We start from the raw sequence: 12,280 nt of genomic DNA, 5'->3' as shown, positions 1-12,280 counted from the left end.
GGCCAGAGCTCTCAAGCAAAAAACTAGTGCTGTACATAATTGCGAACTTTTGCACCGTCATAGAGATGCTGACCGCCCGCAGCTACCAACTTCATCGCTGCTGACAAGCCCTTAGTGATCTGTACGGCTTCACCATTGGTACGGCCAAGAGCCACCTGAACCTTGGAAACCGATTGATCTTCATTAATTTGCCAGACATAGGGTTTCCCCTCACTATTGCTCTGCACCGCCGCCAGAGGAATCCAAAAATCTCCGCTGCCCTCTTTCATTTTGACCGTCACTCGGGCAGTCATACCAGGAAGGATCTGAACATTCTGCGGTCGCGGCATCCCCAGTTCCACCGCGTAGGTCTGGGTTACACTGTCGGCTTCCGCTTGGTGTTCACGGTATTGCAAAGCAAACTGCTCACCCGGAAGAAACTCAAACTCCGCTAACACTGAGCTTATTTGCTCTTCGTTGACAGTAGCCAACATTTTTTCCGGCACAGAAATTTGTATACGCACCTCAGAAATATTCTGTAAGCGCACAATGGGCTGGCCTGGCTGAACGTTAGTGTAATTCTCGACAAGCTGCCGTGTTGCCAACGCATCAAAGGGAACCGTCAGCTTGGTATAAGCTAAATCCTGTTCCGCTCTTTCCAGGGTTACTTTGGCAAGGTCAAAGTTACTCTCGGTTTCATCGAGCTGCTGCTGGGAAATCACTTTGGAACTTGCCAGTGAGCGCTGTCGATTCAATGTTTTCTCCAGAAGCTCTACATTTACCCGGGCTTCCTTTACCCGGCGTCGGTAATCGCGATCGTCAAGCTCGGCAATCAAAGTGCCTTTAGGAATGATTTCGCCCTCTCGAAGATTTAGCTTATCGAGCTTACCGCCAACCTGAAAAGAAAGGTCCACGCTCTGCACAGCTTTTACCCTGCCTGCAAATTGGCGATCTGCCACTTTATTGGTGCTCTGAACGGTGGCCACTTTCACCGGCCACAACCGCTCAGCACGTTGCTCTTCTTTCTCCGAGCCGGAGCAACCCGCAAGAATGACCACCGCTGCCATAAGCAGGGCTAGTGGGGCACGAGAACTTACCGACAATTTCATATTCGTCATCCAAAAAGCGTGTTTAAGAAAAAAATCAGGTGAGATCTGCAGAAAGCATCAACAAACGTTCGCGTAAACGGGTGAGCATCGGATCTTCTGGCTCCACCACACCCAACACACGCCCAAAGAACATACCTTGGGCTGCGAGAATCAACAGCTGTGCAAACTCGGGGTCTTTGTAGGTTTGGGAGATTTCACTGCGCAATTCAGCCTCCTTAACCTTAACTGGTTCCAGGAGCGCCGGATCTTCGGCTACTGCTGCAATCAATGAACGGGGCAAGCCTTCATCATCTTCCATTAGTTCAAAAATGGAACTCAGCCGAGAGGTCAACAAGTCACCGCCAGCTTTGGTGCAAGCTTCAGCACTGGCATCTTCCCTGGCAATCGCTGCCTCCAACATCGCTTTGAGAAGAGACTGTTTGGTTCTGAAGTGATGAATTAAACCACCCTTACTTAACCCGCACTGGGTAGCCACTGCATCGAGAGTGAGCTTGCGTGCCCCCTTCTCTCGCACCACCTCTTCGGCAGCACGGACAATGGCAGATTTATCGACTCTGGACACATGACCTCCCGGGATTACCCAACAAACCAACCGGCTGGTCGGTATCTTAACGCTCCTCAGCAAAAGATCAAGCTATGCTACCCTCTGTCACCGTCAAGCAAGGTTAAAAAGTGTTTACGAAACGCGCTGACCTAACCAGTGAAAGTCAGCGCCCCCGATTACGGAGTTACTTATGACGGATCACGCCTGCCCCTGCGGCTCAGGTAAGAAATTTCAGAGCTGTTGCAACCTCTTCCTCTCTGGGCAAGCCTATCCCAATACTGCAGAGAACCTGATGCGCAGCCGTTATTGCGCTTATGCGATGGGAAACCTGGCCTATCTGCGCAAAACTTGGCATCCAGACACCTATCCAGATCTTCGCCAGGAGGACCTGGAGACCCAGTGGACGAGACTGGAGGTTATTAAAAGCAAAGCTGGCCTGAAGAGATCGGTGGTAGAGTTTAAGGCGTGGTATTCAGAAAATGAGCAGGAACATGTAATTCATGAAGTATCCCTGTTCAAACTCTACAAAAAAAAGTGGGTGTATCTGGAAGCGCTCCCCGAATGGCCTGAAGAAGGCAGAACCTAAAAACCGGCAAGAGTCAGTGGCAAAATAAAACGAACTGCAACTACAAGAGAGTAAGTATCGCGGGAGCCCCTCCACTCCCGCACCTCCTTCCTCATTTTTTGTTTATTTAAAAAACGTTTTCCTGACTTTGCTTTAACGTGCGCACCACCCTTCCCCATAAGTGGATTACGCGCGATATAATTGCGAAATTTCCCACTCCCCTTAGGTGGATTTTTTTTCATATACATTCTCCTTTGTCGAAAATTTTGGCAGCTAAGTGCCAACAGCTAAGGTATTTTCCTGCTAGTCTCAGCCAAGTAACCGGCTTATGCCACATCAAATAACTCCTTTTCAAAACTGCTACAAACTAGAAGTCTACCCCTTAATACATATTACCTGACGCAGGGTATGCTCCACTTCGACAAGGTCTGACTGATTATCCATAACTTGATCTATATCTTTATAGGCCGCCGGAATTTCATCAATCACTCCCTTATCTTTACGGCATTGAACACCCCTAGTCTGCTCTTCAAGATCCTGCCTGGTAAACCTCTGGCGCGCTGCGCTACGACTCATTTTGCGGCCAGCTCCATGAGCGCATGAGTGGAATGATTCGGCAATACCACGTCCACGCACAATATAGGACTTGGCTCCCATTGAGCCTGGAATAATTCCCAGCTGATCTTTTTTCGCACTGATCGCCCCTTTACGGGTAATAAAAATATCCTGCTCAAAATGGCGTTCGCGCATTACATAATTGTGATGACAATTGATTACCTCACTGGTGAGCGTAAATTTTGGCAGAAAATTTTTGAGACAATTCAAAACCAACCTCATCATTTCTTCCCGATTAACTCTAGCGTACTCCTGGGCCCAGCTTACCGCCTCGATGTAATCATCAAGATGGTGGTTACCTTCGGAAAAGTAAGCCAAATCTTTATCTGGCAGATTACGTATATGTCCTGCCATATCCTTTCGAGCCAACTGGATAAAGTGCTGTCCAATAGCATTGCCAACACCTCGACTGCCTGAGTGCAGCATCACCCAAACCGCATTATTTTCATCCAGACAAATTTCAATAAAATGATTGCCGCCACCCAGGGTCCCCATCTGGGTAACCCAAGTTTTCTGTGGCTGATGCAGCCTTTTTAGTAGCCCAGGATGTTTTTCAAACAACCTATCCACACCGGGAGCTAAAAGTTTGCAGGCAGATTCCCTGGCACTGATCATCTTGTGACGACCCTGTCCAATGGGTACTTTCACCTCAATGGCCTCCCGCAATGCTTTCAGGTTGTCAGGCAACTGATGGGCATGTAACGAAGTTCGCACTGCATTCATTCCGCAGCCAATATCCACCCCTACCGCTGATGGGATTACCGCATCTACTGTTGGGATCACAGAACCAACGGTTGCCCCTTTTCCTAAATGTACATCCGGCATTGCCGCAACATGGGAGTGTACGATTGGTAACTGAGCAATATTTTTTAGCTGCTGCAAGGCCTGCGGCTCGATTTCATCGGTATATATTTTTACCGGCACACTACCTTGCTGTGCATTTTTATTTAGCACAATTTTTACAGGCATATAGAGTCCCTGGATTGATCCAATAAATCATTAAAAGCCCTCCAAAGCCCCAAACAAAAAAGCCCCGGCAAATGCCAGGGCTCTAGAGAATTCTGGCTTGAAAAGCTCAATCACTTTTCAAGCAGATGCACATGAAAAGCGATCAAAAAAATAGGTTGTTAATATCCACATTTCGCATTTCATGGCTCCTTCGTGGCTGCGTTCCACGTCAATCAAGAAATAACTAATAAAAAATGCCAGCTTTAAGCAACTCATGCCGACAACAAACTATGTGACAAATTTTATTGCCTAGCCGTAATAAGTCAACCTAAATTTAAACTACTTTTTAGTATTTTTTCTCAGCAAGTTACTATCAGGTATTAATACCAATTAACTGAGGCATTTTTTATATGCAATCACTACGTTTCGGCAATACACTAAGCAGCCGACATATGAGCCTGTATCAGATCAAACCATGAGTTGTGAACCAGAGATTATCTATGAGGACGAACACCTGCTTGCCGCTTATAAGCCTGAAGGCTGGCTCGTTCACCGCTCCGAGATAGACCGTCACGAGACACGTATCCTCCTGCAGCACCTCCGCAATCTAAGTGGTTATCATTTATACCCAGTTCACAGACTAGATAAGCCTACATCTGGAGTTATTATTTTTGGCAAAAGCAGTGCGGTCGCCGCTCAGCTCCAACATCAACTGGAAGGTAAGGGCTCCCTAAAGAAATATCTTGCTGTTTGCCGCGGATACTGCCCCGAACAGGAGACCATTGATTACCCACTCCCACCGGTAGCAGACTTTAAACACCAGAGGAAACGCCCCAAGTCAGAGCTTCCCCGCCAGGAGGCCATCACCCTCTTTCAGCGGCTCGCCACCATAGAACTACCTTATGAGGTGGATCGCTATCCCACCAGCCGATATTCACTGGTAGAAATTCAGCTGAAAACTGGTCGCCGACATCAAATCCGCAGACACTTCAAGCATATTCACCACCCCTTAATTGGTTGCCCCAAATATGGAAAATCTTCCCACAACCATTTTTTTTCTCAGCAGTTTAATTGTGGGAGACTGCTACTACATGCCGTAAAATTAGAATTACAGCACCCAGCTAGTCAAAAATTATTAGTATTACAGGCCGAACCACGAGGAAAGTTCATGAAGCTTCTGCAGACATTTGGCTGGTCTGATGCACTCAACCACTGAAGCAAAGGGAATAAAATTAGAAAACCAAGAAACACTGTGTTCGAGCGAGATCTCCCAAATAGAAATCACACTTAATTCAAATCGTTAGCAGGCAGTCCAAATTACGACGAAACATCTCCCTGCCCAAGCTGATCCTCGATACTCTTTTTACGTGAACCAAAGAGGCCTCTTCGCTCCACCTCAAGTTTGGGCTGAGGCCTCAAGAAATAGCGCAATTTATCTTTCTCCCACATTGCATCCTGGTAGCCAAGCTCAATCAACTCCTCAATATAAGGCCGCTCAAAAAGCAAGTAACTTGCCGCGGAGACTCCGCCTCCAGACCGCGTCGCACCTGTGGAGCGAAATAACCAACGCAACGCCGGCGGTAGATACTTTAATTTTCTCCCTCCCAATCTGGCGAGACTCTGCGATGGTTCAATAACCACGGATTCTACTGGCCGAAGAGGAGAGAGATCGGCAAATTTATCTTCTTCCACAGAATCCAGTAAGGTATTAACCCTATCCAAATGTTCCAAATCCCCTTCCAAGCTATCAATAAAAGCAGCATTGAACCACTGAGCAGTAATCTGGGCCATTGAAGGAGAATGGACCTGATTATTGCTACGCCGACTACCCCAGTGAACTGGAGAGCGGTTATCGGAAACACCTACGATAAAGACACGCTTAGCTCCAAGGTGTAAGGCCGGGCTGATGGGAGCCATTTGACGAATTGCACCATCGCAGTAGTAAATGTCGTCGATTTTTACTGCAGGAAAAATTGCGGGGATTGCAGATGAGGCGAGCAGGTGATCCACCGTCAAGCGGGTGGAAACTCCAAACCGGCGAAAGCGCTGCCAACCTCTCACACCATCCGCAGCTTGATAAAAGCTCACCGACTCGCCCTCACTATATGAAAGCGCATTAATGCAAGTTGCGTGTAGATGGCCTGCGTCGATATTTTTTTGGATATTATCGAAATTAATTACATCCAGTAAAAGCTGACGCAAGGGGAAATTATCGAGAAGTGCAAGAGGTTTTTCTCGCCCAACACCCTGATTAAACAGCGAACGGCTAATAGATAATAAATTACTTATTAAGCTAAACCAGCTAGTGCGGTACACCCGCTCCACACTCAGGTTCATCCACACCGAGCACATACTCTCGATCGCTTCTTTAAATGTACCTGGGTGAGCGGCCAGCATCATGGCATTCATAGCGCCAGCAGATGTGCCGCAAATAATTTTAAAAGGGCGCGGGTTATCTTCGGGCACAACTTCTGCTAGGGCTTTGAGAACCCCGGCCTGATAAGCAGCACGGGCGCCACCACCCGAGAGCACTAACGCGCTGTTCTGCACCGGAATCAGGGACTTTTCGTTACCTTGAGACACTGTCATCTTCCAACAGAAACAGGCTATAAATCACGCTACTGGCTATAAGGCTATTGAAAAGCACAGGCACAGACAAACACCATTACTTATATAAAGAGGCAGATGACTGTCAATCGCCTGTTCAGCTGTAATTTTTTCTCCAAATAAACTCTGAAATACTCAAGAAATCTAAAGTGCCATATTAACGACATAGCGGCCGATGCCATGGCCTCGGTGTAACCGTGCCAGAAATTCCGGTGCCTGTTCAAGTGATATATCTTCCGCAATAAGTTTTAGCTTATCGCCGATATACCATGGGCCAGCTAGCTTTTGCCAAACCGCAGCTTTCTTTTCTACTGGCAGCTCTACACTATCAACACCCAGCAGACTGATACCTCGCAAAATAAAAGGGAATACATTTGCATGAAACTGTGCGCCCGAAGCCATACCACATGCCGCTACACCACCACCGTATGCTAGGGATTTAACCACATTAAAAAGGGTTTCACCGCCTACTGTATCTACAGCCCAAGCCCATAAGGGTTTAGCCATGGCCTTGTTGGCAAATGGCGCTAAAGTATCTCGGTCAAGTACCTTCCAAGCACCCAATTCAGCGAGAAAGTCTGCCGCTTCAAGTTTCCCGGTCACCGCAGCTACTCGAAAGCCCAACTTTGCCAGCAGCGCCACCGCAATTGAGCCGACTCCGCCAGTAGCACCGCTGACCAATACTTCACCATCTTCTGGCATGGCTCCAGCCTCCAATAGCCGGTCCACACAGAGGGCTGCGGTTAACCCAGCAGTACCAAGCGCCATAGATTCCCTGGCGCTGAGCCCCTCTGGAAGCGGTAGAGCCCACTCAGAGGGAACAGCAGTAACCTCCGCCAAGCCGCCTGGGGTATTCATGCCTAAATCATAACCTGTGACTAAGAGTTCAGTTCCTGGCGTGAATTTACCACTTTGGTCTTCGAGCACTGAGCCTACCGCATCAATCCCTGGAGTGTGCGGGTACTCTCTGGTAATACTGCGGTTTCCAAATGCAGACATAGCATCCTTGTAGTTCAGAGAGGAATAGGAAACTCTAAGCAACAAGGGGTTACTAGGCAAATCTCGGAGATGTCGCTTCACCAGTAGTTGATCAAATTTTCCAGCGGCCACCTCTTCCACCCTAATGGCCCGAAACTCCCTTTCCTGAGAACTATTCATGCCTGCTTTATCCTAATGACAAACTTCCCTATAAATTGCCCTTGTCGATATCTCTTACTGGGCGTGATGACGCCATGCGCTCAATCTTGAGAATAGACGTGTCAGGGCCGACTCTACCCCGGCCTCAGCAGCCAACCCCATTTTCTTGGCGATATTTTTCTTCTCTTTGTATTCCACCTGAAACAGGTCAGCATGTTTAGCACAATCTGTCAGGTACTCATCAGATGTTTTCAGCTCATCCACAAGGCCCATTGTCAGAGCCTTTTGCCCAAACCAAACTTCTCCTGTCGCAACCTTGGCAACATCCAAGTTGGGGCGGTACTCACTGATAAAGTGCTGGAAAAGTACATGTATTTCCTCCAGATCACTCTGGAACTTCTCACGTCCCTCTTCAGTATTTTCTCCGAACATGGTTACTGTGCGCTTGAACTCACCCGCAGTGAAAAGCTCATAATCCACATCGTGACGCTTTAGCAAGCGATTAAAGTTAGGCAGCTGCGCCAAAACACCGATAGAGCCCAACATTGCGAAAGGTGCAGCGAGAATTCTGTCTGCCACGCAGGCCATCATATAACCGCCACTTGCCGCCACTTTATCCACTGCAATAGTGAGCTGAATGCCCGCACTACGTACACGTGCCAACTGGCTTGCGGCCAGACCATAGTTGGCCACCATTCCTCCGGGGCTTTCCAAGCAGAGCAGTACCTCATCACCAGCCTCTGCAACTTGAAGAATTGCAGTAATTTCCTCCCGCAAACGCGAAAGCTCACTGGCTTTGATGTCGCCATTAAAGTGGGTGACAAAAATACGCTTGCGCCCATCTGTCGAATCCGAGATTTTCTCTGCCTCTCGGGCATCAGCTTGTGGCTCTTTCGTCTCACCGCCTAGATTACCTTCTTTGGAGGTTTTCTCTTTGGCCGCCGCCTTATGCTTTTTAGCCAGGGCTTTTTCCTCAGCTTTCTTATCCTTTGCTAGCTGCTTTTTACGTTGATTAAACTCATGTTTTTCCATAACAGCTTCGAGCAGAGTTTCTTTAAACTGCTCGTAGCGGTCATTCAATCGAGTAACACTGATGTGTCCCTGCACCCTCTCTTTAAGCTGCTCTCGATTAGCAAAAATAAAACCTATCAACACCATCAGAGCAACGATAACAGTTACTATTTTTGCCAGGAACAGGCCGTATTCAATTAAAAATTCCACTTATACTCCAGATTGCTGCCATGCAAATTAAAAATTATTTAGCCGCCCTACTGCCAACCATCCAAGGCAGTGGTCGCCTGCTGATTTAATGGTCGCGCCAACAAGCCACTGTGACTGATACGCACCTCATAAACTGCACCATCCTCCATCGGCAAGAAGGTTGCGCTCCCGTAGACGGCATCAACGAAAGGAAGATTTTTATCAAACCCTCGTACAAACTGCCAAATATCAACCCCATAATTTGCGCCATCAATTTGATGCACAGAGCGTTCGCGTACTCTTTCATCTTGCAAGGTAAGATAACGACCACTCAGGCGATCCAGGCGATAAGCTGGCTCGATACCCCAGCGTATCAAAGGGCCTTGCCACTTCAGCATACGGGCATCCAATTGCCACTGATCTCCATACAGCTCAAATTTTTGCGAAATACCATCGGCATCAGAAAACTTCACTTCAAACTGCTGCTCCGCGATCTTTTTAAATGACACAACGCCAACGCTATGCTCATTACCTAGATTTCGATAACTGTATACATCCGCAGCAACCAAAACGATCCAAAGGGCCAAACCAAAGAAAACCAGCCCTACAGAGCCGCGCAAAAAACCCATCACCCAAGAGCCACTCAATAGTACCCTCGCTCCCCAAAAGACGAGGAACAGAGCCACTACCGCTATTAGGAAGGTGATCACGATATACATGATGATACTTAACTCCTCTCTGCCAATTCCTTAAAAACGGAAGGTCTACAGCTTCAATCCGCCTGCCAATAAATTGGCAAACGTATGAATCAACTGTCCAGATAAAGTTTGCACTGGCGGAATAGCTGGCAGCGAACGATAGTGGAACCACTGAGCCTCCTCAATCTCATTTGGATCGGGGCATAGCTCCCCCCCCTGCCACTCTGCCAGATATCCCAACATCAACTGCCCCGGAAAAGGCCAGGGTTGGCTACCGACGTACCTGAGTTTTCCCACCTCAAGTCCAACTTCCTCTCGGACTTCTCGCCTTAAAGCCTGCTCTGCACTTTCACCTGGTTCAATAAATCCAGCCAGCGCGGTATAGGTGATATTTCTTCGATTGGCATGGCGAGCGAGTAGGCACTCCTCCCCACGGGTAACCAACATGATTACGCAGGGAGAAATTCTTGGGTAAACCGTCAACTGACAATTTGGGCAGGTCCTGGCCCGGTCTAGAGAATGGTAATGGGTTTCCGTGCCGCAGCGGCCGCAAAAGCGGTGATCTCGATCCCAATAAGCCACCTGCAGAGCTCGGCCAGCTAAAGCAAATAGATACTCCTCTGTCGAAGTAAGTAGACTACGCAGGTTACGCCAGTCATGCCCATGAATCTCAAACTGAGCTGAAAGTACTCTAACACCGCAACTGCGACCTCCCAGCTCACCGAGATAGTGGCTTGAGATAGCAGTAGTAGGTGGCAATTGATCCACCTCGTGAATGAACCGGTCTCCACTACAGAGAACCAGGCCCTCCGCTACAATAATTTGCTGGGAGAACTCAGGAGCCTCCCAAACATTTGCGGCAGGCTCAAAGCGATCAACCAAAAAGTGACTCCTTTCTCAAGTTAGGCCGTTTCAACAGGACAACCTAGCGCTGCCAAGCTCTCCACTGCAAGATTCAGAGATTGAACATCTGCCTGGCGATGTAGCTTTACTTCGCCTAGGTAGTATTCCAGGCTAATAATCGCATCGGCAAAGATATCCAGCAGCTGCTCCACCTCAGGGGCCGCATCATGCCTATCCACCGAGCTTTCAACAAAGTTCAGCAAACCTTCAACCACGGCTGCGGCACGGCGGAGGTTGAGCACAATCAGCCCCCCTCGAACGGAATTTAAAGTGGTGGAAACATTGCGGATATGCCCGTGATCAAAACCAGAGTCTGCATAGGCAGCCAGCGCTCGCTTGATGAGGGCAAGGCCCGCTTCCGCCTCTTTAAGTACTGCCACCTCGGCCTCGGCCAGCTGGCTGCACTCAAATGCAATATCCGCATGACCGTACTCATCAAGATCAATACTGGTGCTTTGCTTTAGCGCCCGTACAGTACTATCTACCATTAGCACTTGGCCTGTGAGCTTTTGCAACGCTGCATCCGCAACGGAGCCACCAGCACCTGCTTCGCTCTGGTATTCAGCTATGGCATTACGCAGGCTCTCCCCAATCCGTCTGAAATTGAGCATTTGTAAGGTGCCGGCAACCTTTTGCAGGGTAGTAGTCAGGCCATCATCCTCATCAATACCCGATACCCCAATCATCTCGATGTCATCAAGCATTCTCCGCACACTAGACAATTCTTCATCAAGGGCACCCGCAACTGCAGCAATAGCCGTTGCACCAGGGCCGCCGAGGCTTGCGCGCTCTCTTTCCAGTTCATCCTCAGTGTATTCGAGTTCCTCCGCAGAAAAAGCTTCAAGCAGTTTCTCTCCACTTTTATCAGGGCGTGAAAGAGCCAGCCAATAGATACATTCTTTTAAAAGAATTGGCGGAGCCGGTTGATCCAGGGCCGTATCACACTCTTTCTGTAATGCACGCAGCCAGCGGTCAAACATACTGAAAACCATCACCCGCGAACGGCTGATCCGCATTTCAGCCGCAGCCATGCCGCCAAGTGCGGCTCCAGCTACCAGCCATAGGCGCCCATTGGGGCGGCCTGTGGTAATACTGGCAATACGCTCTAGTGCTCGCGCCATCATCGTGAAAGCGGGCCCCCTAGGCTTTCCACGCAACAGCGCCAATAAACCAACTTGGTACATATGACGAAACCTGCGCACAAAACTGCGAAGGTCTTCGGACATTACCGCCGAAGCCCCCAGGCCAGGTATCGAAGCACTTAGATTACAGCTAAAAAAGTGACTCTCTGGCACAGGAGGCTCGGAACGCGCCGCACGTAAATTGTTAATAAAAGGTATTAACAGCTCTGGGCGCGCAATCGCTCGGTTTTGCACGAAGTCAAGATAACGACCCAGCACATAAAAACCCGTACCCAAGGCTTCCATCAGCTCTTCTGTGGGCTGTTGGCGCCCCTCCAGCACCTCGGTCAAAGCGGCGATCTTTTCCTGCGCTAGCAATTCACCCGCATGGAGTTGCACCATTTGCAGCACTCCACTCACTTGCCTAAGAACAGCGACACACTGCTCCAAAGACTGTTTCTGGGTGGTATCTGCTGCAAACTTATCCAGGTGAGCGGCGGCATTGTCTATTGCAACAACCAGCTCGTCCTTGACTACATTGACAGAAGTGATGTTGATCTTGCGCAATTCACTTTTTGCCTGCACCACTACATTCTTCCTGTAACCGAACAAAAAACAACCAACTCCAGTGGAGTAGGCCTAATAAACGGCAATTTATACCAATAGCGAAAAGAGTCCACCTTTCCGCAGACAAATTCCACCGAATATTCGACAAAACCCCCGGCAATAAGGCAGACAGCCCTAAATTACTTGAATTTTCCGGAAAACCCAGTAGCGTTTGCTATTTTGATATTTGCGTCTGTACGCATTTTGTTCTTGCGCACAAAAAACAACCAGTACAAAAATTAACAGCT

The 12,280-nt window shown here is 48.6% G+C and carries 12 protein-coding genes; 2 read left to right on the top strand and 10 right to left on the bottom strand.

Annotated features, from left to right (window positions below; genetic code table 11):
• Positions 1–23: 23 nt before the first annotated feature.
• Together MJO52_RS07930 and MJO52_RS07925 are read right to left on the bottom strand one after the other, a co-directional pair.
• Entirely contained in the window at positions 24–1,088 is a 1,065-nt protein-coding gene (locus MJO52_RS07930; RefSeq protein WP_252085400.1) for an efflux RND transporter periplasmic adaptor subunit, read from the bottom strand.
• Between the two features lie 34 nt (positions 1,089–1,122).
• Positions 1,123–1,650 carry a TetR/AcrR family transcriptional regulator gene (locus tag MJO52_RS07925; protein WP_252085399.1) on the bottom strand — a complete coding sequence of 176 codons (528 nt, stop codon included), beginning with the start codon at positions 1,648–1,650 and terminating at the stop codon, positions 1,123–1,125.
• Between the two features lie 172 nt (positions 1,651–1,822).
• On the opposite strand from MJO52_RS07925, the gene MJO52_RS07920 reads away from it, so the two are divergent.
• Positions 1,823–2,218, top strand: coding sequence for a YchJ family protein (locus MJO52_RS07920; protein WP_252085398.1), 396 nt, complete (start codon positions 1,823–1,825; stop codon positions 2,216–2,218).
• Here MJO52_RS07920 and MJO52_RS07915 read toward each other — a convergent pair.
• Both MJO52_RS07915 and MJO52_RS07910 read right to left on the bottom strand, forming a co-directional pair.
• The gene (locus MJO52_RS07915; RefSeq protein ID WP_252085397.1) at positions 2,215–2,439 is read right to left on the bottom strand and encodes a hypothetical protein; all 225 of its coding nucleotides are present in this window, start codon (positions 2,437–2,439) and stop codon (positions 2,215–2,217) included. The two genes, MJO52_RS07920 and MJO52_RS07915, sit on opposite strands and share 4 nt — an antisense overlap.
• A gap of 133 nt (positions 2,440–2,572) precedes the next feature.
• The gene (locus MJO52_RS07910; RefSeq protein ID WP_252085396.1) at positions 2,573–3,781 is read right to left on the bottom strand and encodes an RtcB family protein; all 1,209 of its coding nucleotides are present in this window, start codon (positions 3,779–3,781) and stop codon (positions 2,573–2,575) included.
• A 454-nt stretch (positions 3,782–4,235) separates the two neighbouring features.
• Here MJO52_RS07910 and MJO52_RS07905 point away from each other — a divergent pair, with 454 nt between their 5' ends.
• Positions 4,236–4,976 (top strand): pseudouridine synthase, encoded by a 741-nt coding sequence (locus MJO52_RS07905; protein ID WP_252085395.1) that lies wholly within the window; start codon positions 4,236–4,238, stop codon positions 4,974–4,976.
• 101 nt (positions 4,977–5,077) lie between these two features.
• On the opposite strand, the gene MJO52_RS07900 is transcribed toward MJO52_RS07905, so the two are convergent.
• The 6 genes from MJO52_RS07900 to MJO52_RS07875 all read right to left on the bottom strand — a co-directional run bounded on the left by MJO52_RS07900 (position 5,078) and on the right by MJO52_RS07875 (position 12,014).
• A complete protein-coding gene (locus tag MJO52_RS07900; RefSeq protein WP_252085394.1) occupies positions 5,078–6,343 on the bottom strand; it encodes a patatin-like phospholipase family protein in 1,266 nt (421 codons plus the stop codon).
• Positions 6,344–6,511: 168 nt separating this feature from the next.
• A complete protein-coding gene (locus MJO52_RS07895) occupies positions 6,512–7,525 on the bottom strand; it encodes a YhdH/YhfP family quinone oxidoreductase (RefSeq protein WP_252085393.1) in 1,014 nt (337 codons plus the stop codon).
• Between the two features lie 54 nt (positions 7,526–7,579).
• The gene (gene sohB, locus MJO52_RS07890; RefSeq protein ID WP_252085392.1) at positions 7,580–8,725 is read right to left on the bottom strand and encodes a protease SohB; all 1,146 of its coding nucleotides are present in this window, start codon (positions 8,723–8,725) and stop codon (positions 7,580–7,582) included.
• 47 nt (positions 8,726–8,772) lie between these two features.
• Positions 8,773–9,423: a cation/multidrug efflux pump gene (locus MJO52_RS07885; protein WP_252085391.1), complete on the bottom strand. Its 651-nt coding sequence runs from the start codon at positions 9,421–9,423 to the stop codon at positions 8,773–8,775.
• A 45-nt stretch (positions 9,424–9,468) separates the two neighbouring features.
• A complete protein-coding gene (nudC, locus tag MJO52_RS07880; RefSeq protein WP_252085390.1) occupies positions 9,469–10,284 on the bottom strand; it encodes an NAD(+) diphosphatase in 816 nt (271 codons plus the stop codon).
• A gap of 20 nt (positions 10,285–10,304) precedes the next feature.
• Complete coding sequence (locus tag MJO52_RS07875; protein ID WP_252085389.1) at positions 10,305–12,014, bottom strand: hypothetical protein; 1,710 nt, start codon at positions 12,012–12,014, stop codon at positions 10,305–10,307.
• Between the last annotated feature and the right edge of the window lie 266 nt (positions 12,015–12,280).

Origin of the sequence: Microbulbifer variabilis (assembly GCF_023716485.1) — a bacterium.
GTDB lineage: Bacteria > Pseudomonadota > Gammaproteobacteria > Pseudomonadales > Cellvibrionaceae > Microbulbifer > Microbulbifer variabilis_B.
Note: the sequence above shows the minus strand (reverse complement) of the source record. Positions and strands in the feature narration are given on the sequence as shown.